This window comes from Vibrio sp. B183 (genome assembly GCF_000740665.1).
Taxonomy (GTDB): domain Bacteria; phylum Pseudomonadota; class Gammaproteobacteria; order Enterobacterales; family Vibrionaceae; genus Vibrio; species Vibrio coralliilyticus.
Map to the genome: position 1 here is coordinate 17,524 of NZ_JPQB01000020.1, position 21,131 is coordinate 38,654.

The window sequence follows — 21,131 nt, forward strand, 5'->3', positions numbered from 1 at the left end:
TTTTTTAAGGTGTGTGGATAGTACCATCTGGTAGACGGCTCTGCGTCCAGTCATGGGGCCTGTAAGTCACTGGGAAATCGGCAGCAACTTCTGTATCGATTTCAACACCTATACCGTTCAACTCAGACGCATAAAGATAGCCATTTTTAGGTTCACTCGCACCAGGGAAAACTTTGCGCGTATTTTCTTTATATTCGACATGCTCCTGAATAGCAGCATTGTGTAGATGAACGTTTAGATGCGTATTGACTGCAGCGCCTATAGGTGTCATGTCTGGCGGGCAGTGCCACGCAATCCTTACTCCGAATGTCTGACATAGGTGACCAAGTTTCAACGCTGGAGTAATACCACCAATTTGAGATACGTGGCAGCGAATAAAATCTATCCGACGATTAATAATTAGAGATTTCCACTCTTCAGGATTGTTAAATAACTCACCTAGGCCAAGAGAAACTGATGTTTGGCTACGGATATTATCCAGCCATTCGGTTTGATTAGGTGGAAGGATATCTTCTATAAAATAGGGTTTGTATTTTTCTACGTCTTTAGCAAACTGAACCGCTTGGTTGGGAAATAATCGTTCGTGCACATCATGAAGAATATGGAATTGGTTTCCATATTTTTCACGAAGTAATTTAAACATGGTGACAGTGTTCTCTGCGTATTGGTCTTGATCATAGTATGAACCAACAGTTGGGTTTTGTGTGGTATGTAATGCCTCAGGAACACCACCATAAAAGCCTAGCTGGCAACGTATGTGTCGATAACCCTGTTTCAAATAGTTATCGATCGACTCGTATAAACCTTCCATAGAGTCACTGGTTGCATGTGTGTACACCGCAATCGCATCACGTGATTTCCCACCGAACAATTGGTGAAGTGGCATTTTTGCTTGCTTGGCTTTAATGTCCCATAAGGCCATATCAACTCCTGATACCGCGTTATTAATCACAGGGCCATTCCGCCAGTATGCATTTACCATCATCATCTGCCACAAGTCTTCAATATTGTTAGCATCTTTACCTATAAGTAATGGTTTTAAATATTCATCAACCATAGTCTTAACAGCTAAAGGACGTTGCTGGAATGTTGCACACCCATAACCTACTGTACCATTATTAGTGTGAACTATAACGGTAATTAAATTATGTCTATCTGGTTTTGTAATGATGCATTCTACATCAGTGATAATTGTTGTGTTCACGATTAAACGACTCTTACTCAGAATTTTCCTTATATAACAATTTAAATTTTTCGTTTTCAAGCCCTAATATTATTAAAAAAATAATTGGTTCGTTAATTGTTATGGTTTTCAATGAAAAACAGACCAATTGGAAAAAATAATTAGAATTTGATTCAACTTAACTTTAATTGTGACAAAACTCTCAGTTTCAGCCATTTGGAAGACAGACTAATATCTATAGTATGAGTCCCAATCAAGTAGATTAATTAATAGCGGTAGTCGTATATGAAGATAGATGAATCTGTAGGTGCATTAGATCCAAGCAATATTGGCCCTAATAAAACGAGTAGTATCAAAGAGAAAGTACAGTATCTGATTGAATCCCTTGGTGGAACAACCAACATAACTGATTCTACACACTGTATGACTCGCCTGCGTTTTAAGCTAAAAGACGAGTCTCTAGTGAAGGAAAACACACTGAAGTCGCTGCAGGGCGTCAAAGGCGTAGTAATTAAGCAAGGCCAAGTTCAGGTTATTATTGGCGTAGACGTTGAGAAATGGTTTAAAGCCCTTCCCACAAGCCAATCTAGTTCGGACCCTAATAGCGCTGATTCTACTAAAGAAGATGGCAAACTTTTCCAAGGCGCAATGCGTATAGTAGCAGGCATCTTTGGTCCGATTGTTCCTGCAATTGCGGGGGCTGGTATGCTTATGGGTTTGCTTTCAGGCCTTATAGCGACTGAGGTGATCTCAGAAAACTCCGATACCGTTTTCTTCTTTCGCTCTATTTCTGTAGCCGTATTCTTCTTTCTACCTATTTTGGTCTCTTTCTCGGCCGCGAAAATGTTTCGTGTTAACGAATACATCGCTGTTGCTGTGGCAGCTGCAATGCTGTCACCGAAGCTAATAGAAAAAGCCGCTGCGTTAAAAGAAGCAAACATACCAGCTGAATTAACGGTTTTGGGGGCTGTCCCTATTGAATTGCTAAACTATGGCGGAGCGATAGTTCCTGTGATCTTGGCAGTATGGTTGCTTTCAAAAGTTACACCACTTGTTGACAGTATTGTTCCGTCAGCGGCTAAGCCTGTTATCACCCCCTATTAGCGTTTGCTATCACATCAACACTCACACTCTCTTTTGTTGGACCTCTAGGTATTTGGTTGAGCAATGGAGCTGGGTGGATCGTGAGTTCATTACTAGAAATTTCACCGACTTTAACTGGCTTTGTTTTTGGGATTACGCGTCCAATTACCATAGTATTTGGTATCCACCATAGCATGACGCCAATCAGCTTAAACAACTTCGCACTTTATGGTAAAGACCTGCTCATGCCGATCATGTGTCTTGGTAACCTTGCTATCGCTGGTGCTACGTTTGCGGTGTGGTACAAGCAGCGTAAGTTCGTTTCTAAAGAAAACTCTTCAATTACAGCTAGTTCCGGGGTAACCGCTATTCTTGGTATCACCGAGCCAGCTCTGTTTGGTGTATTGACGAATTATACTAAGGCCCTGTTTATGGCGAGCTTAGCTGCTGGCATCTTTGGTGCAATATCAGTAACTCTTGATACCCACCTAACTAGCTATATCTTGTCGTCTGTTTTCAGTCTTCCGGCATACTTGTCTGGCGGAACACAGAACTTCATCCAAGCCATTCTTGGTGTATGTGGCGTGTTTATTCTGTCTTTTGCATTAACGATGGCATTCGTGAAAATAGAAGCTAAATAAGCTTTATCTCCTGAAAACAAGCCGCTTGTCCCCCCACTTGCGGCTTTCTTTATCTCAATATGAGGACTCCTACATGAAACATATCGCCATTATCGGGGAATGTATGATTGAGCTTAACGGATCACCATTTGGAAACATGCAACAAGCCTATGGTGGAGATACGCTTAACACGGCTATATATCTAAATCGCGCTCAGAGAGCTTTTGCATCAGACGAATCGGCGAAAGTATCTTACGTTACCGCTGTAGGTACCGACTCCATCAGTCAAGGTATGGTAGACGCATGGAAAAAAGAAGGGATTAATACTGAGTATGTGTTGACCTGTGAAAACAAAACACCCGGCCTTTACTTGATCCAACTAGACGAACAAGGCGAACGTACATTTATGTATTGGCGTAATGACTCTGCGGCACGCTGGCTGATTCAGCACCCTAACTTTGAATCTATCGCGTCGCAGCTGGTTAATGTCAACATGGTATATATCAGCGGTATAACACTCGCGATACTACCGGAGCAAGACAGGCATAAATTACTCTGCTTACTCAAGGAGTTAAAAGTAAAGGGCGTTGAATTATGTTTTGACAGTAATTTCCGCCCTGCACTTTGGCCAAATGACCAAAACCAATCAGTAATGTCAGCTTATAACGCGATGTATTCTATTACCGATACGGCTATTGTTACATATGAAGATGAACAAGCTCTGTGGGGCGACGAAAACTCTGAAGAAACAATGATGCGATTAAAAGATCAAGGCATTAAAAACGTAGTCGTGAAACTTGGAAGCGAAGGCTGTCTTTTGTCTCATAACGGTAAGAAAACCCAGAGTATCACAACTACACCAGTTAAAAATGTTGTTGATACAACGTCAGCAGGCGACTCATTCAACGGTGCGTTCTTAGCCGCTTATTTAAATGGTTCAAAATTAGAACAAGCATGTAAAATGGGTAACAAATTGGCGAGCATTGTTATCCAGTATCGGGGAGCTATTATTGACCCTAAGCACACCCAGCTCGCACTCATTTAAAAAGGTAAAACGATGTCACTTATCAACGAACAATTACAAAAACTCAAAGTCATTCCAGTAATCGCTATTGAAGATGCAAAAGATATTGTCCCTCTAGGAAAAGTACTGGCAGACAACGGGTTACCAGCAGCTGAAATTACGTTTCGATCTGACGCCGCTATTGAAGCAATACGTTTACTAAGAGAATCTCAACCCGAGATGCTGATCGGCGCAGGCACCGTATTAAATAGAGAACAGGCTATTGCCGCTAAGGAAGCAGGTGCAACTTTTATTGTCTCACCAGGATTTAATCCTAATACCGTAAAGGCCTGCCAGGAAATTGGAATCGATATTATACCGGGTGTAAATAACCCAAGTACCATTGAAGCGGCTCTAGAAATGGGCCTTACGACACTGAAGTTTTTCCCAGCGGAAGCTTCAGGTGGCGTGAACATGGTGAAAGCTTTGCTTGCTCCGTATTCTGATGTAAGCCTTATGCCTACAGGTGGTATTAATACTAAAAATATCCAAGACTATCTTTCGATTCCAAGGGTCTTAGCTTGTGGTGGTACATGGATGGTCGACAAAAAGCTTGTTGAAGAGAAAAACTGGGATGAGCTCGCCAGACTTACACGTGAGGCAGTTCAACTAGTTAAATAGAGCATTGATACTCATTTGCACGCTCCAATTATGGAGCGTGTCATTTCCAAATACCTATAGCTTCAACCCTGTTCTATCCATATTCGCTGACCAACGCGGTCAATTTTATGAATTCACTCTCATAGTTAATGAAAATCTCTTAAACCGAGCATATTCAAGAGATTGTTCAACTAGAATAGCATTGCATACAGATAATCTAGCTATTAAGCTGATTAACAATAACTAAAAAGACTTAATAGGGCTCAGAATTTTGGTCCTTTTTGCTGCGGGAGCATTCATGGAATCAAACCAAGACGAACAAGTACTGTGTTGCCCGCTATGTGGCAGTGAGGAATACCTTCTGTCAGAAGCAGACAGTATGTTATGTGCTCAATGTGGTACATTTTTCGAAGATATAAAGCAGGTAGTAGTCACACAGCCTATTGTGACTCCAAAATTGACCAAACACATCAGTGTTAATCAATATGCAATTTAACGGTTAGATTAGAGCTTCTAGATCTCTCAGACCTTTAATCCTCACAACTTTTTCCGAATGTATTTTATCGTTAAGGCCAACTAAGTGGACGGTCTTAACACCAGCGCGAACTCCCGCTTCGAGACCTTTTGGTGTATCGTCTACATAGATGCATTCGTTAAGTGTAAATCCCATATTCATTGCGCTGTACTGCACTAAATCAGGTTCAGGTTTCCAACTATTGGTATCAAATGCTGAGAAAATTTTGCCTTTGAAGTAAGGCAGTAATCCGGTGATTTGTAATGTTTTTTCTATTTTGTTTTTTGGGCCATTAGACGCAACGCAATACTCGATGCCCCTTGCTTCAAGGTATTTAATCACATCAAACACACCGTCCATTGGCTTCAAGTGAGCTTCAAACAATTGCTCGAGCACTTCACGGTAAACTGGCTCAAGCTCATCAAGAGAAACTGAAAGACCAAGCCGGTCTCGCATATCGGTAAGAATATCGGCAAGCTTACCTCCCTCAAAGTGCTCTATCGCCATATCTAACGACAGATGGACATCATAACGATTAAAGACATCGCATAAAGCCTGACAGCATAACCGTTCGCTATCGACTAGAGTACCGTCGCAATCGAATATCACACACTGAGTTTGAGGTTTACCCATTCCGCCTTCCTTTCTTAACGTACTAAGTAAAATACTATTCCACGCTATAGAGATTGAAATGATGGGGTTAACACTTCAAATAAATGTAACTTAATTCATGGTAAAAACACCGAGCTTGTCACTAATTTATGCCCTAATTACATGAATTTAATACTAATGACATAAATAGCTTCAGAACTGGACTAGGAGAGATGGCGCAACACTGATTAGCTATCATAGATTTTTAGAAAACACTAGAGGCTACAGGAAATTGAAGTTAAGACTCAATGTATATTGCTTCGCAATTTGTTGCTTCTAACGTTGAATGCGTTAATAAGGAAGCGACAAACTCGTCGTTGTTACCAGATAAGTTGACAACGTCAGAAACTAAGAGCTCTTTGCCATTTTTAGTAATGATTGCAGCGGCGGACGGCTCTCCATTTTGAAAACCGACATAAAGATCACAAGGTTCAGAGAAGATTATCTGACTTAAAAACTCAACGATTAACTCTTGCTCATTCTGTTCTTCCCACCTTTTAGACTGAAGCAGAGAAAACATGACGGTTAGGCGATGAAAGTCGACTTTAAAGATGTCTTGCTCTGAAAACGCCGTACTAGGCTCAGGAAGGCCTACCAATTTTTCAAACTGACTATCTTGGCCTTTCGCCAAATATAGCTGTCGACCCGCTAAACTTTCTTTAGTTGGAAACTCAACATCAATATGCTGGCTTAGCCATTGGTTTTTAGTTTCAACAATCGAAATCGCACTATTGCTCATATCATTAAACGCTGCTTTCTAACGAGATTACCGTGAAGCTTAGCGATAACGATCTGATGTCTCAAGTATTTTAAGGATATCTGGCGATTTCTGTGTCAAACTAGCTCAATTGACTAACGGAATTTCATCATTGGGACAAATAACACCATGTTAAGGAAAGTTGCGACCGTATCTCTTTTAGCTCTCGGCTTAACCGCCTGTGACAGTAACGAAGTTGGCGATGTCAGCCTGGGTTTATTCACCATGAAAGACATCAAGCTCAATCATCTCAAAGATCCTGTTGTTACAGGGGTTACATGCCATATCGCTTCCATTGAGGCTGACTTCAGCTTGGCAGACCCAAGTGATAGCTCTATTTCTTGTCGTCAAACGGGTGAAATCACACCGGAAATGATCGCGGCAATTGATAAGTCAAAAAATGGCGAAGTTGTATTTAAAAAGTCTAAAAGTATTTTCTTTAAAAGTATGAAAGTTCGTCGGATTTTCGATTCAGAAAACCAGACTCTGATGTATCTGTCTTATTCTACAAAAGAGACATCGGGTAGCTTTAAGCACAGCCTTTCTACGGTGCCTTTATGGGGTACCAAAGCCTATGGCATCCATACTACTGAAAAGTAGTTGAAAAAAGAGCCAAACATGTCAGTTTGGCTCTTTTTTGTGTAATAAAAATGAAAGCAATCTCACATTGATGTGATATGATGCGCGAAAATTTCCAACCCCATTCTAAAAATGAAGTTTCCTGGACAGCGCAAATCTAAGCACTACTTTCCTACTCACGCTCGTGATCCACTTGTCAACCAAATGAAGCAAACGCCAAAGCTTTACCGACCTATTATTGTCGGCGTTGGTCAAACAATTGTTGATATCGAAGCTCGTGTCGACGATGACTTCCTAGCTAAGTACGACTTGAGTAAAGGTCATTCTCTGGTGTTAGAAGAGAGCAAAGCAGACGCATTATATGAAGAGCTGGTAAAGCGTGAACTCATTACTCACCAATACCCTGGTGATACGATTGGTAACACACTTCACAACTACTCAGTATTGGCGGACAGCAAATCTGTTCTGCTGGGTGTAATGTCTAAGAACATTGAAGTAGGTTCTTTCGCTTACCGCTATCTATGTCGCACTTCTTCTCGCATGAACCTAAACCACCTCCAAATGGTAGAAGGTTCTATTGGCCGCTGTTACACACTAATCTCAGAAAATGGCGAGCGTACGTTTGCTATTAATGAAGGCCACATGAACAAACTGCGTCCGGATAGTATTCCTGAAGACGTATTTGATAAAGCGTCTGCATTAGTTGTGTCTTCATATCTGATGCGTGGAAATCCGGAAGATCCGATGCCACAAGCGGTTGCTCGTGCTATCGAGATTGCTAAGTCTAAAAATGTCCCTGTTGTACTGACTCTTGGTACAAAGTGGGTCATTGAAGGCAATGCGGAGTGGTGGCAAAACTACATTAAAGAAAACATTTCTATCGTTGCAATGAACGAAGAAGAAGGTGAAGCTCTGACTGGCGAAAAAGATCCACTTCTTGCTGCAGATAAAGCATTGGAATGGGTTGATCTTGTGTTGTGTACATCTGGCCCAGTAGGTCTTTACATGGCGGGATACACTCAAGAATCTGTCAAGCGTACCACTGAGCTACCGTTACTGCCGGGTAACATTCCAGAGTTTAACAAGTACGAATTTAGCCGAGCAATGCGTAAAAGCGACTGCGCGACACCAGTAAAAGTGTATTCTCATATTGGTCCATACCTAGGCGGACCACTAGAAATCAAGAATACCAACGGCGCTGGAGACGCGGCACTGTCGGCACTTTTGCATGATATGGCGGCCAACAGCCACCACCAAGTAAACGTACCAAACTCATCGAAGCATGATCAGCCTTACCTGACCTATTCTTCTCTGTCTCAAATCTGTAAGTACGCGAACCGAGTAAGCTACGAAGTGTTAACCCAACACTCACCTCGTTTAAGCCGCGCACTACCTGAACGTGAAGACAGCCTTGAAGAAACGTATTGGGACAGGTAACAAACTAAAAAAGAGCCGCATTTATGCGGCTCTTTCCTTATTCTTATGGGCACGGATAGAAAACCAACCCACTGCTTTCTACCATGACGCAGTCCATTTTCGCTGCGTGTGCGGCTTGTTTACCTAGCTCTGTATCTTCGAAAACCACGCATTCACTTGGCAATAAGTTAAGCTCTTGAGCTGCAATCAAAAACGTATCTGGATTCGGTTTGTGGTGTTTAACATCTGTCGCCGTCACGACAGTATCCAGCTTATCGAGGATTTGGCTTTCTGACAGTAACCGCATTGCACTTTCGCGTTGGCTACCCGTCCCTACCGCGATTTTCTTTTTACCATAAAAATGCTCGAGAACTTCGTTAGTAGACTCAATAGGTAATCCAAAATTCTCCAGCTCACTGAACGCCTTCATCTTGAAAGCAGAAACAGCCATAGGGTCCAGTGCTAAACCATGCTTCTTATTGACTTCTGCCGCTATTTTATAGCTTGGCATACCACCTAAGCTATGAAGCCATTCTTGTGTAAAAGGAAATCCAAATTCAGTGGCCGTTATCTCCCAAGCTTTTAGGTGTGACGGCATGGTATCTATTAAGGTTCCGTCCATATCAAAGATTAAACCTTGATATCGCTCCAATTGTTTCAACATTCTGATATTTCCCACCTTTAACATTGTTAGTATCCATATTTTTCTGGCCAGACCAGATCAATTGATATATCTATAAATAGCAACTACTCTTCAAAAAGAAGTAAATAAAACTAACCGCTCAATTAACTCAGGTAGTCTCATGAATATCAAGAATAAACTGTATTCATTAGGTGCAGTCGCCATTTTAGGGGTTGTATCATTACTCTTAACAACCTCTCATTTCGCCCAATCCACCAATCAACTTAATAACGCTAATCTACTTGTAGCGAAGCTGGAAATTCGCCTTCTTAATCTAAGGAGAAATGAAAAGGATTTCCTTCTTAGGAAGGACATGAAGTACCTTGATAAGTTCAACAAGAATATGGATATCTTTCTTGATCTCGAGTCTGAACTAGCTCCTGTTTTGGATGATAATGATCTGCCTTCAAGCTCCCAGGTCAGGCAGGATATCTTGAAGTATCAAAGTGGGTTTACCAACCTCGTTAATGCTTTTGATGCACTTGGACTAAAACCAGAAGAGAAACTCCTTGGAAAATACAACACAGAATTGAAAGCACTCAAACCTTCATTATCCAGCGAACAATTAGTTAACCTGTTCGAATTCGACAAAAACGTTGCTAAGGGTGAAGTCCAAGCCCAATTATTACCGGGCAATGCGAGCCAGTTAATCGCTGCAGCTAATCAAGTTGTTGCTCAGAAGAAAACTATCGGTCTCAAATATAACGAAGGTTTACTCGGAGATGCTCGCGGGTTGTCCCATGCAGTAGAAACACAGTTTAAAACATTCGCAGCAGCACTCGATGAACAAAGTGAAATTACCAGAAAAGAGCTAACGTTAATCAAACAAGGCGTCAGTATTGCTGTCGTGGTGTTTATTCTCGGCTTTATCTTCCAAATTTCTCGTTCGATTAACCTACAAGTCGCAGCCCTACTTTCCATAATTCAGGAAATCGCTCGCTCAAATAATGTTGCCCTTCGCTCTCAACTTTCAGGAAAAAATGAACTCGTATCCATTGGTAATTACTTCAATCGATTACTGGACAAACTAGAAGCACTTATTTCTGGTACGCAATCCAAGTCTTCTGAACTGTCACAAAGTACTCAAAGTATGCATAACGAGCTACAGAGTGTTATTGAGCAGTTCCACGTACAAGCAGATCACACATCGACAATGGCGACTTCTGTACAAGAAATGGTATCAACCATTAATGAAATTTCAGAAAGCACTGCAGTGGCGGTTGAAGGGGTTCAACAGGCTTCTGTCAACGCTCAGCATGGCCGTGAAGTTGTAGAAGAAACGGTGAAAAACATCGGCCAATTATCGTCGATTCTGTCTGATAGCCAGGGTTCGATCAGCTCCTTAAACGATCATGTCGATAAAATTGGTGATGCGGTTAATATCATCCAAGGTATCGCAGAGCAAACCAACTTATTAGCACTTAATGCTGCTATTGAGGCGGCGCGTGCTGGTGAACAAGGACGAGGCTTTGCGGTTGTTGCCGACGAGGTTCGCGCGCTTGCAAGTAGAACACATCAATCTACTGAAGAAATTACTAAAGTCGTCACCGCTATCCAGACCCAAATGGCAACAGTTGTGACCAATATTGATCAATGTAACGAGCAAGGACAACAAACACTAGGAGCTTCAGAAACATTGGATGAAAGCTTAGGTCAGATCATTACTGACATGACCAATATTCAGGCTAACTCGGAACGAATAGCTTCAGCGATTGAAGAACAAGGCATCGTTATGAACCAGGTAAGCGAGTCGATTACAGAGCTTAATAGCATCTCCGAAGGAAACATGCACTCTGCTCAAAACTGCCTGAATGAAGTCGACAAAGTTTCTTTGCAAGCGAGTGAGATGGACCAAGCCGTAGCAGAATTCCAAACATCAAAGTAGAATTAGGCAACAGGTAAAAAGCGCTTTTAAACAAAGCGCTTTTTTATTTGCATATTTGTAGCTGGCGGGAGAGCCAATCCGCAAAACACTTCTGCTTGGCAGATAGCGTTCTTTGCACTCCAATAAGGTAATAATAATACCCTGATTTAATCAATCGGTCAGGAAAAGGCATCACAAGGTCGCCTCGTTCTATGTCTTCCTTCACCAAACTCCATCTCCCTATCGCAATCCCTGCCCCATGTTTTGCTGCACTTACTGCAAGAGTCGACTGATCAAATCCGACTGACCGGCAATTTTGTATATCAAACTCAGCGTAATGTTCATGCCAATATTTCCATTCATCGAGCTGAGAGTGAATGTGCCATGCCTGATTGTCATGCAATAGCGTGCAATGTGAGAGATCACGAGTCTCATCGTTTAGAGCGTATTGATTAGCATAATGTGGCGAGCATACAGGAACCATATGCTCTTCATTCAACTTTGAGCTCCAACTGGCGTCAGGGGTCACATTGCTATAGTAGATAGCTAAATCAATACCATGTCGATTTAAATCAAGCGTGTCGTTACCCGTGATCAGTTTAATGTCGATTGACGGATACTGTTCGCAGAAATCGTGCAACCTTGGAGCCAACCAGTCATGTGCAAAGGAAGGTCTAGCATAAATAGTCAAACCACCCGAAATATGACCACTTTTTACCTGTTCAATACTGCTATTCAATTGAGACAAGGCTAACGTCACAGACTTAAATAATTGCTCACCATCAGCAGTCATCGTGACCTTACGATGCTGGCGTTCAAACAACTGAAGCTTTAGCTCATTCTCCAATTTGCTTATCTGATGAGAGACTGCACTAGGTGTTAAACAAAGCTCATGCGCAGCCAAAGCGAAAGAGCCCAAACGTGCGGCGACTTCGAATGTATAAAGCTTAGAAAGCTGAATTCCGTTCAATTGGGTATTGATGCGCGTGCTTGTATCAATTTTCATTCTGTTAATGTTGGCTTTGCTTAAAGTGAATAATTTTATCTTAAACTAACTAAACCGATAACTCTTTCTTAGTTTGAGTGAAATAAATTCAACCATAAGTGATTATTGATCATTTGCTAGTCTTGCTGAACAAAGGTTTAATCAAACCATCACTCTTAAGCCAATAACAGATTATGCGCCATCTTATAGAGCAGTACCCACTAATTGGTACGCTTACTAAGCTAAAAGAAACGAATTGGTTCAACCCGTCCGTTACCACCACTGAAATTGCCCTTCCGTATGTAGGATTGGATAAATCAGATGTCGATGATGCGTCCTCACGCTTAAACCGTTTTGCACCATTTTTGGCACACGTATTCCCTCAGACCAAAGCCAGCAAAGGCATCATTGAATCACCAATTTGTGAGATTTCTTCGATGAAATCAGCTTTAGAGGCCGAATACGACACCAAAATTGCGGGCCAGTTGCTACTTAAGATGGACAGTCAACTACCTATTTCCGGTTCTATTAAAGCGCGTGGTGGGATTTATGAAGTTCTGACCCACGCGGAAAAACTTGCGTTTGAACATGGGCTGTTAAACAAAGACGACAACTATCAAAAGCTCAGTACTCCTGAACTAAGAACGTTCTTCTCCCAATTTAGCATCGCAGTTGGGTCAACGGGTAATCTTGGATTATCCATTGGTATTATGAGCGCAAAACTTGGGTTTAACGTCACTGTACATATGTCATCCGATGCTAGGGAGTGGAAAAAAGCCAAACTCCGGGAGCATGGTGTCATCGTTCGAGAATACGATAGTGATTATGGTGTTGCCGTTGAGCAGGGTCGCCTTGAAGCAGAACAAGACCCGAACTGCTTTTTTATTGATGATGAAAACTCAAAAACACTTTTTCTCGGCTATTCAGTTGCTGGCGAGAGGGTCAAAGCGCAGTTTGAAGAAATGAACATCCTTGTTGATAAAGACCACCCTCTTTTCGTTTACCTACCTTGCGGTGTAGGTGGTGGGCCAGGAGGAGTGGCGTTTGGGCTAAAACTAGCATTTGGGAATCACGTACATTGTATTTTTGCCGAACCCACACACTCACCTTGCATGATGTTAGGTGTCCACACAGGCTTGCATGATGAAATTTCAGTTCAGGATATTGGGCTGGATAATGTCACGGCGGCAGATGGCCTAGCAGTTGGTAGAGCATCTGGCTTTGTAGGTAGAGCGATGGAGCGCATGATCGACGGCTATTACACGGTTTCAGATGAAACCTTGTTTTCCCACCTTAGAAGGCTGAACCAGACAGAAAATATTAAGCTTGAGCCCTCTGCATTGGCCGGGATGAAAGGGCCGGTTATCGTCTCAGAAGATAAAGAATATTTAACTCGGCTTGGCCTTTCCGACACACAGCTTCAAAACTCGACTCATCTGGTCTGGGCAACGGGAGGCGGAATGGTGCCGACTGAGGAAATGGACAAATATCTGGCTAAATAAACTACCCATAAAAAGCTCTGTTAAACAGAGCTTTTTACTTGAGCCGAAGCACTTTGGTCTGGGTAGCGGTTGCATGTTCATGGTACATGTCATCAAGAAACGTGAGCAGCTCATTCTCAGCAAGCTCTGAAGGAATATAAACGTCGTATATTTTTACTCGCATTCCTGTTTCAGATTCTCGATACAGAATCCACTCATCATTACGACGTTCAACGGACATCTTGGTTCCAAAAACGTCAAATAGAATTCGCATTACCTCTCCCTACTTCTTCAGTTGAAGAAGATCCCATTTGTTTCCATATAGATCTTTAAACACAACGACAGTGCCGTATTCTTCTACTCGTGGCTCCTAGCAAAACTCTATGCCATTTTTCTGCATATCCTTGTAGTCGCGCCAGAAGTCATCGGTATGAAGAAATAGGAAGACTCGCCCACCCGTTTGATTCCCAACCCTAGAAAGTTGCTTTTCATTACTTGCTTTAGCCAACAGCAAACAGCTACCGTCGGAACCAGGTGGAGAAACCAAGACCCACCGCTTCCCCGAGCCTAGATTTGTGTCTTCAATCAGCTCAAAACCAAGCCGTTCAGTATAAAACTCGATGGCTTCTTCATAATCATCCACCACCAATGCCATGTAACCAATTTTCTGACTTTTCATAACCGTCCTAGAAAAAAATCCCCTCGCTTAAAGAGCTGAGGGGATTATCGCATTAAGCTCGATTAGTCGTCATCTAACGGTATCAGTTTAGTGCTACCGCCATGAATTTTCTCACGTTGACGCTGCACCAGTGCGTAGAAGCCAGGAATCAGGAATGTTCCTGCAAGCAGCACACACAGTAAACCGCCAATCAGTGAAATACCCAATGAGTTCTGGCTTACGTGCCCAGCTCCTGCTGCAAATATCAATGGGAAGATACCCAAAATAAACGACCAAGAAGTCATATTTACGGCACGAAAGCGCAGCTTACTACCTTTTACGGCGGCATCATCAATAGCGGCATCTTTATCCTCACGCTCAACTTTCGCAAACTCAACGATGAGGATCGCGTTCTTGGCTGCGAGAGCTATCAAGAGCACTAAACCAATCTGCGCGTACAAGTTGAGTGGCGTTCCTGTTAGGTTCAAGGCTAAAAATGAGCCCAATGTTGCTATCGGAACTACAAGAATGATCGCTAGTGGAATACTCCAACTTTCATACTGCGCCACCATGAACAGGTAGATAAATATTAATGCCAAGGCGAAGGCGAAAATCGCTTGGTTGCCTGCAAGCACTTCCTGATATGCCATACCAGTCCATTCATATTGATAACCTTGCGGCAATATTTCTGAAGCTACACGCTCCATTGCTTCGAGCGCATCACCACTTGAATAGCCAGGTGCAGGCTGCCCCTGAATAATGGCACTGCGGTACATATTGTATCGCCAAGCTACGTCAGGTTCGAAGATCTGTTCGTAACTAACCAAAGTACTGAGGGGAATCATCTCTCCTGCCGACGAACGAACATGGAAACGCTCGAGATCTTCCATTCCGGTGCGATGTTCAGCATCAGCCTGCATTGTTACACGGAAGTTCTTACCAAACATGGTAAAGTCGTTGACGTACAAGGAGCCCAAGTTACCCTGTAGCGTTTGGAATATGCTAGATAGTGGTATGCCTAGCTGCTGCGCTTTCTCACGATCAATATCGACATAGTAGTGAGGCACGTTCGCTCGGAACGTACTAAAGCTACGGGCAATTTCCGGTTGCTTGTTCGCTTCTTCGATGACTTGATTCATCACTACAGCTAAATCGCTACGGCTTCGGCCCAATGTATCTTCCAGTACAAACTCGAAACCCGATGCGGCGCCCATACCTGGAACAGCTGGAGGGCCCATCGCGAATACGACAGCTTGGGGCAGTTGCATCATCGACCGACCGTTGATTCGGTTGGCAATCGCCGATGCTGAGTGTTCTCCTTCAAATCCGTTTCGGGTTTCCCAGTCATGGAGTTTGATAAATAGAGTCGCACCATTCGACGAAGCCGCGCCGGTTAGAAGCGAATAGCCATTTGCTACTGTGATGCCATCAATACCCGGCTCTTGCTCAATCATCTTAGCCAGTTGGGCAGTCGTTGCTTCTGTACGTGATAAAGACGCAGAGTCAGGTAATTGGACGTTAACCAGCAAGATGCCTTTATCTTCTTGAGGTACAAAAGCTGTAGAAGTTGTTTTTGCGAAAAAACTCACCGCCGCCACAGCGACAACGAAGAATACGACTAGTAACAGGGATTTCTTAACCAAATATCCCGCCACTTGGCCATAGCGATTCGTGACGCGCTCAAGCCCTCCGTTAAACGCCTTGAACCAACGTGCGGTGTTTCCACCTCCTTGCTTCAGCACTAACGAACAAAGTGCTGGTGAAAGCGTTAAGGCGTTGATAGACGAGATGACCACTGAAATACAGATCGTCAATGCAAACTGGCGATACATGATGCCAGTGATCCCAGGCAACATTGCAACAGGCAAGAACACTGCAAGTAGCACCAGAGTCGAGGTAATGATAGGCCCCGTCACTTCTTTCATTGCAATCAGAGTTGCTTTGCGCGGACTTATCGAAGGATCTTTGCCCATTGTCGTATCGACGTTCTCGATGACAAGAATAGCGTCATCCACCACGATACCAATTGCCAGTATCAAACCAAACAGCGTCACTGTGTTTATCGTAAAGCCGGTCAGTTGCATGAAAGCAAATGTACCAATCAAAGATACCGGGATAGCGATAACAGGAATCAGCGTCGCACGGGCACTACCAAGGAAAAGATAGGTGACCGCAATAACCAGCAATATCGCTTCTACCAGTGTTTTAACAACGCCCTTAATGGATTCAGCAACAAAGACCGTTGTGTCATAGCTAGTTTCATAAGCCAGGCCTTCAGGGAAATTCACACTGAGATCTTCAAGCAGTTCCATCACTTCTTTACCACTTTCCAACGCATTAGCGCCAGATTGAAGTGACAATGTCACGATAGAGGCATCTTGGCTTCGGAATTTACCCGTTCCGTCGTAAAACTTCTTACCTAGTTCAACACGGGCAACATCTTTGAGGTAAATGGTCGAGCCATCGCTGTTAGCACGAAGTACAACGTTTTCAAATTCATCGACACTTTCTAGCCTGCCTTTAGTGACAAGGTTAAACTGAACTTCCTGCGCACTGCTGTATGGAGCTGAGCCCACACGCCCCGCCGCTACCTGAACGTTCTGCTCCGCAAGCGCGGAATGAACATCGCTGGTTGTCAGGTTTAGGTTCGCCATCTTTTCAGGATCAAGCCAGACGCGCATCGCGAACTCACCGCCACCCAGCACGTTTACTTCACTGATGCCCTTAATACGTGCAAGCTGGTCTTTCAGATTCAGGTTTACGTAGTTAATGAGGAACTGGTCGTTATACTTCCCGTTTGGTGAATAGAAGTTCAGAACCATCAGTAGGTCCGGAGAACGTTTTTTCACCGTGACGCCTACCATACGAACTTCTTGCGGAAGTTTAGACTCAATCTGAGCCACTCGGTTTTGTACGTTGACCTGAGCCATATCAGGATCGGTACCAACGTCAAACGTTACATTTAGGTTGTAAGATCCATCATTGGCGCTTTTCGACGACATGTAGATCATATCTTCGACACCGTTGACGGACGTTTCTATGGGGTCAGCAATGGCCTGTTCGACCGCTTCTGCACTCGCACCTGTATAAAAAGCGGAAACACTGACAGAAGGAGGACTGATTCTTGGATACTCTGCAACAGGTAAAACGGCAAGCGAAATTGCCCCTGCAAGCGTTAATATAATGGAGATGACCAGCGCAAACTTAGGGCGCTGGATAAAGAAACGACTTAACATTTAAGCTCCTTCACTCAACGTCTGTTTTTTCGTTGAAACGTACTGGAGCACCATTTCTCACTCGTTGCAGTCCCTGCGTGATGACCTGCTCGTCAGAGTTCACACCACTAGTTACAATGATGCCTTCTTCAATCTGACGCCCTAATTCGACATTACGGCGCTCTGCGATATTGCCTTCGGCAACGATCATGACAAAGTTACCTTCCAGATCGGTCTGAACTGCGCGACGAGGAATAACGACAACGTCAGTAGACTGCTTCTCCCTCAGTTCAACGCGAATATGCTGACCTGGAAGCAGTCGGTACTCTGGGTTGGGTACTTCTGCACGCATGGCAATGGTGCCTGTATTCAAATCTATGCGATTACCAAGAAAGTCGAGACGCCCCAGATGTTCAAAGGGCTGACCGTTTTCTAATACAACCTGAACTTCTACGGAATCGGCTGAACCATCTCCCTTAATTCTGTCGATGCCCATTTCTAATCGCTCTCGCTCACTGACACTGAAACTGGTATGTACAGGATCTAAGCTAACCAACGTGGTGAGAACGCCTGACTGAGGAGAGACAAGATCACCTGTGCTCAGCTTGCTTTCACTGATTCGTCCTGCAAAAGGCGCGCGAATTTGGGTGTAAGATAAGTTGACTTCAGCTAGGTTAAGTTGAGCATTACCTGCTTCAACTTGTGCTTGAGCTCCGAGTAATGCAGCATTGAGATTGTCGAATTCAGATTGAGAAATGCTACCTTTAGGAAGCAAGTTTTTGCCACGTTCGAAATCGAGCTCTGCTTTTTTAAGCTCGGCTTTCGCTTGTGCTAATGTCGCTTTAGCGCTGGCAACTTGAGCTTCAAAAGACGAAGGCTCGATAGTGAATAGAAGTTGGCCTTTCTCGACCATCTGTCCTTCTTCGAAATGTCGCGATTTTAGATAACCGGTGACCTGAGCGGTGATGTTCGTGTCTTCAACAGCTTCAACGCGTCCAATGTAAGACTTACTCTGTTGATGAGGAATAACGATGGCTTGTTCAGCGACAACGAGTGACGCTGGTATGTTCTTCTGTCCCTGACTTTGCTCTCCACATCCTGAAAGAAATAACGCGCCAGATAACGCGGTGAATAATAACGTTTTTTTCATTAAATAGACCGTTAGGTAAATTGAGAAAGAGGCTGACGCCAAACTACCTAACGATCTTGTGGGTATTGTCCGAGAATTATCAGAAGAACGGACTTAAGTGTATCAATCTGTTACGACTTCTGTCTGAGTGTGAATGCTAATACGTTTGAGCAGATCAGCGCCAGATTTCCAAGCGTAAACCAATTCAGGAACCTGACTGCCGCAAGGTGCTTTCCACATTCGCTCCTGCAAAAGTTGACCACCGATGTGATCATAGAACTTCACCGCTTGCTGGTTATCTTTAATTACTTCCAAATATACGCCATTGTCGGGGAAATGCTGTGCAATCCACTTTGCCATTTCAGCAATTAGCTTGACGCCCAACCCTCTACCACGATAGGCCTTGTCAATGTGTAAAGCATCGATGATGGTGCCCTTTTCGAAGTCGTGATTGCCAAAAGCGCAGATAAAGCCACACAACAGACCACCTTCTTCAAGCAAAAGAACGTGCTGATTAAAAGGAGGGTTGATCAATCGTGTTTGCCAAATAGCTAGTCGTTCATCCTGAACATCGTGCTTAAGATAGTCAGCGGCAAGTAAGCCTTGATAGAATTTCTTCCAGCTTTGAGTGTGTAGAGAGGCTATACGTTCGTAGTCGCTATATTCAGCTACTTTTAATTCCATTTATAGTTCCTTATTACTTCCTGTAAGGATTGTTTATCTCTTCATACTATAAAACATTTAACTAAAAGCCAATCATACTAGAGAAAATCCAACATTATTTGCCACGGCTACTTCGATTTCCTCGCAATGATTCTTATTGAGCATTCGGTTTATAAGCTCTAACAAATTAATCCTTCATTGAGCTCACACGACACTTAACTTTCATTTGACTTACACATGTACGCTGATATTCTGGCGCACAACTGTTAGCTGAATGGATAATTGAAATGTCTGTAAAGGAAAAGCCACCGCTAATATGGCTAAATGTTACGCTTTTTCTCTCTAGTTTTATCGTGGCTGTTGTCGTTGCTCCTTGGTATGGCTTTGAATTCGGATACGAGGCAGAGCATTGGCTTTGGCTGCTGATCACCTTTTCTTTTTGTAACCTTTCAATCACAGCGGGCTATCACCGCCTGTGGTCCCACAAAACATACGATGCTCATTGGTCTTTAAGATTACTTTTTGCTCTTGGCGGTGCATTCGCTCTGCAAAATAGTGCGTTGCACTGGAGCTCTGATCACCGTGTTCATCACAAGCATGTCGATAACAATGATAAGGACCCTTATTCTGCGAAGCGTGGATTCTGGTTTTCCCACATTGGTTGGATGCTAAGACACTACAACCCTGCGACTTATTCAGATTACGGCAACTGCCGCGATCTGCAGAAAGACAAAATTGTTATGTGGCAACATAAGCACTACTTGCTACTAGCCATTTTAATGAACATTGGCGTACCACTACTGCTTGGTGTGATTTACCAAGATATCTGGGGAATGCTACTTATGGTGTGTGTGGTTCGCTTAGTATTGAGTCACCATTCGACATTCTTTATCAACTCGCTTGCTCATATCTGGGGTTCGCAACCTTACACCGATAAAAATACAGCGCGTGACAATGCCGTCCTAGCAGTATTCACTTTTGGTGAGGGTTACCACAACTATCATCATATCTTTGAGAACGATTACCGTAACGGTATTCACTGGTGGCAATACGATCCAACTAAGTGGTTGATCAAATCTTGTTCGTGGCTTGGGCTAACGAAAAAACTACGTGTTACTCCAAAGATGAAGATTGAAAAGGCGATGGCAAAGCAAGCCTTAGCGAAAGCCTCTCAGAATGTCAGTAAGCTTCCAAATGCATCACTGCTTAATGAAACGTTAAACAAGGAGTTCGATGTGCTGATGAGTAAGATGTCAGACTATTACGAACTGAAGAAAGAAGTCCTTGAGAGCAAGAAAAGTGATTTAGCGAAGAAGTATGAGCATTCCGTTCTAAAAGTCCGTTACCAGCAGATGAAGCAAGACTTCAAAGCGCAGCGACGGAGCTGGGAATTACTCGTCGCCCGCTACGCATAAACATCAAAGCCACCTGATTAGGTGGCTTTTTAATTTGTAACACCGAAAATCAACAGTATTCCACTCGAGAGCCTTATTTGTCGAAAGCTGTTCTACGCTTGGCTAGCGAGCTGATAAACACACCACCATAAAATACTACTGCAAATAGACAGAACCACTGTCGTTACCAACAAATGCTTAGCGCTCATATTTTACACACTATAAATAACGCTTTTGCCCAGCGCTTTTATTCATCAATTATAAATAGTTGATGAGCATTATAAACAGCGTGTCTTAAAAATGGGATAGATTATAGAAATAAATCACTCGTTTTGAGAAGAAAATATCACTGTGCGCTTTCACCTCTCCTCGTAGCATATATCATTGATATTTATTAAACTTTACTTATAAAGCAAGCACAGCTTATGTCATTTTTGTTAGCGAAATGAGATTTACTGAATATTACAAGGTGACACTCATTAAATAAATCAATGCATTATCTCTCTTTCTGAATATACCTAAATGATTATTTGTTTCTCAAGCGGTCAAAATACATACAATAGATTTTATCGGAAAGTAAAAATCCACCTGCAT

The 21,131-nt window shown here is 43.0% G+C and carries 17 protein-coding genes and 2 pseudogenes; 9 read left to right on the top strand and 10 right to left on the bottom strand.

Annotated features, from left to right (window positions below):
• Positions 1-4: 4 nt before the first annotated feature.
• Positions 5-1,204, bottom strand: a complete 1,200-nt coding sequence (locus IX95_RS20900) for an enolase C-terminal domain-like protein (protein ID WP_038163740.1) — start codon at positions 1,202-1,204, stop codon at positions 5-7.
• 264 nt (positions 1,205-1,468) lie between these two features.
• On the opposite strand from IX95_RS20900, the pseudogene IX95_RS20905 reads away from it, so the two are divergent.
• From IX95_RS20905 to IX95_RS20920, 4 genes and pseudogenes are all read left to right on the top strand, one after another.
• Positions 1,469-2,907, top strand: a pseudogene (locus IX95_RS20905) (PTS transporter subunit EIIC).
• Positions 2,908-2,980: 73 nt separating this feature from the next.
• A complete protein-coding gene (locus IX95_RS20910; RefSeq protein WP_038163741.1) occupies positions 2,981-3,931 on the top strand; it encodes a sugar kinase in 951 nt (316 codons plus the stop codon).
• 12 nt (positions 3,932-3,943) lie between these two features.
• A complete protein-coding gene (locus IX95_RS20915; protein ID WP_038163743.1) occupies positions 3,944-4,570 on the top strand; it encodes a bifunctional 4-hydroxy-2-oxoglutarate aldolase/2-dehydro-3-deoxy-phosphogluconate aldolase in 627 nt (208 codons plus the stop codon).
• A gap of 277 nt (positions 4,571-4,847) precedes the next feature.
• Entirely contained in the window at positions 4,848-5,045 is a 198-nt protein-coding gene (locus tag IX95_RS20920) for a hypothetical protein (protein ID WP_038163744.1), read from the top strand.
• 3 nt (positions 5,046-5,048) lie between these two features.
• Here IX95_RS20920 and IX95_RS20925 read toward each other — a convergent pair whose 3' ends face one another.
• Both IX95_RS20925 and IX95_RS20930 read right to left on the bottom strand, forming a co-directional pair.
• A complete protein-coding gene (locus IX95_RS20925; RefSeq protein ID WP_021455493.1) occupies positions 5,049-5,696 on the bottom strand; it encodes an HAD-IA family hydrolase in 648 nt (215 codons plus the stop codon).
• Positions 5,697-5,952: 256 nt separating this feature from the next.
• Complete coding sequence (locus IX95_RS20930) at positions 5,953-6,453, bottom strand: hypothetical protein (RefSeq protein WP_038163748.1); 501 nt, start codon at positions 6,451-6,453, stop codon at positions 5,953-5,955.
• 147 nt (positions 6,454-6,600) lie between these two features.
• On the opposite strand from IX95_RS20930, the gene IX95_RS20935 reads away from it, so the two are divergent.
• Together IX95_RS20935 and IX95_RS20940 are read left to right on the top strand one after the other, a co-directional pair.
• Positions 6,601-7,071: a CreA family protein gene (locus IX95_RS20935; RefSeq protein WP_038163750.1), complete on the top strand. Its 471-nt coding sequence runs from the start codon at positions 6,601-6,603 to the stop codon at positions 7,069-7,071.
• Between the two features lie 111 nt (positions 7,072-7,182).
• Positions 7,183-8,487, top strand: coding sequence for an inosine/guanosine kinase (locus tag IX95_RS20940; protein WP_038163753.1), 1,305 nt, complete (start codon positions 7,183-7,185; stop codon positions 8,485-8,487).
• Positions 8,488-8,530: 43 nt separating this feature from the next.
• Here IX95_RS20940 and IX95_RS20945 read toward each other — a convergent pair whose 3' ends face one another.
• Positions 8,531-9,130 carry a beta-phosphoglucomutase family hydrolase gene (locus tag IX95_RS20945; RefSeq protein WP_031342381.1) on the bottom strand — a complete coding sequence of 200 codons (600 nt, stop codon included), beginning with the start codon at positions 9,128-9,130 and terminating at the stop codon, positions 8,531-8,533.
• 139 nt (positions 9,131-9,269) lie between these two features.
• Between IX95_RS20945 and IX95_RS20950 the strand changes: the two genes are divergently transcribed.
• The gene (locus IX95_RS20950; RefSeq protein WP_038163756.1) at positions 9,270-11,033 is read left to right on the top strand and encodes a methyl-accepting chemotaxis protein; all 1,764 of its coding nucleotides are present in this window, start codon (positions 9,270-9,272) and stop codon (positions 11,031-11,033) included.
• Positions 11,034-11,076: 43 nt separating this feature from the next.
• Here IX95_RS20950 and dsdC read toward each other — a convergent pair whose 3' ends face one another.
• Positions 11,077-12,018: a DNA-binding transcriptional regulator DsdC gene (gene dsdC, locus IX95_RS20955; RefSeq protein WP_038163758.1), complete on the bottom strand. Its 942-nt coding sequence runs from the start codon at positions 12,016-12,018 to the stop codon at positions 11,077-11,079.
• A gap of 173 nt (positions 12,019-12,191) precedes the next feature.
• Here dsdC and IX95_RS20960 point away from each other — a divergent pair, with 173 nt between their 5' ends.
• The gene (locus IX95_RS20960; RefSeq protein ID WP_038163760.1) at positions 12,192-13,499 is read left to right on the top strand and encodes a D-serine ammonia-lyase; all 1,308 of its coding nucleotides are present in this window, start codon (positions 12,192-12,194) and stop codon (positions 13,497-13,499) included.
• Positions 13,500-13,533: 34 nt separating this feature from the next.
• On the opposite strand, the gene IX95_RS20965 is transcribed toward IX95_RS20960, so the two are convergent.
• From IX95_RS20965 to IX95_RS20985, 5 genes and pseudogenes are all read right to left on the bottom strand, one after another.
• Positions 13,534-13,752 carry a DUF7661 family protein gene (locus IX95_RS20965; RefSeq protein ID WP_006960940.1) on the bottom strand — a complete coding sequence of 73 codons (219 nt, stop codon included), beginning with the start codon at positions 13,750-13,752 and terminating at the stop codon, positions 13,534-13,536.
• A gap of 9 nt (positions 13,753-13,761) precedes the next feature.
• Positions 13,762-14,157, bottom strand: a pseudogene (locus IX95_RS20970) (VOC family protein).
• Positions 14,158-14,219: 62 nt separating this feature from the next.
• Complete coding sequence (locus tag IX95_RS20975; RefSeq protein WP_038163763.1) at positions 14,220-17,372, bottom strand: efflux RND transporter permease subunit; 3,153 nt, start codon at positions 17,370-17,372, stop codon at positions 14,220-14,222.
• A gap of 10 nt (positions 17,373-17,382) precedes the next feature.
• Complete coding sequence (locus tag IX95_RS20980; protein WP_038163766.1) at positions 17,383-18,501, bottom strand: efflux RND transporter periplasmic adaptor subunit; 1,119 nt, start codon at positions 18,499-18,501, stop codon at positions 17,383-17,385.
• A gap of 102 nt (positions 18,502-18,603) precedes the next feature.
• The gene (locus IX95_RS20985; protein ID WP_038163768.1) at positions 18,604-19,164 is read right to left on the bottom strand and encodes a GNAT family N-acetyltransferase; all 561 of its coding nucleotides are present in this window, start codon (positions 19,162-19,164) and stop codon (positions 18,604-18,606) included.
• A 266-nt stretch (positions 19,165-19,430) separates the two neighbouring features.
• Between IX95_RS20985 and IX95_RS20990 the strand changes: the two genes are divergently transcribed.
• Positions 19,431-20,558 (top strand): acyl-CoA desaturase, encoded by a 1,128-nt coding sequence (locus tag IX95_RS20990; protein ID WP_038163770.1) that lies wholly within the window; start codon positions 19,431-19,433, stop codon positions 20,556-20,558.
• Positions 20,559-21,131 lie beyond the last annotated feature (573 nt).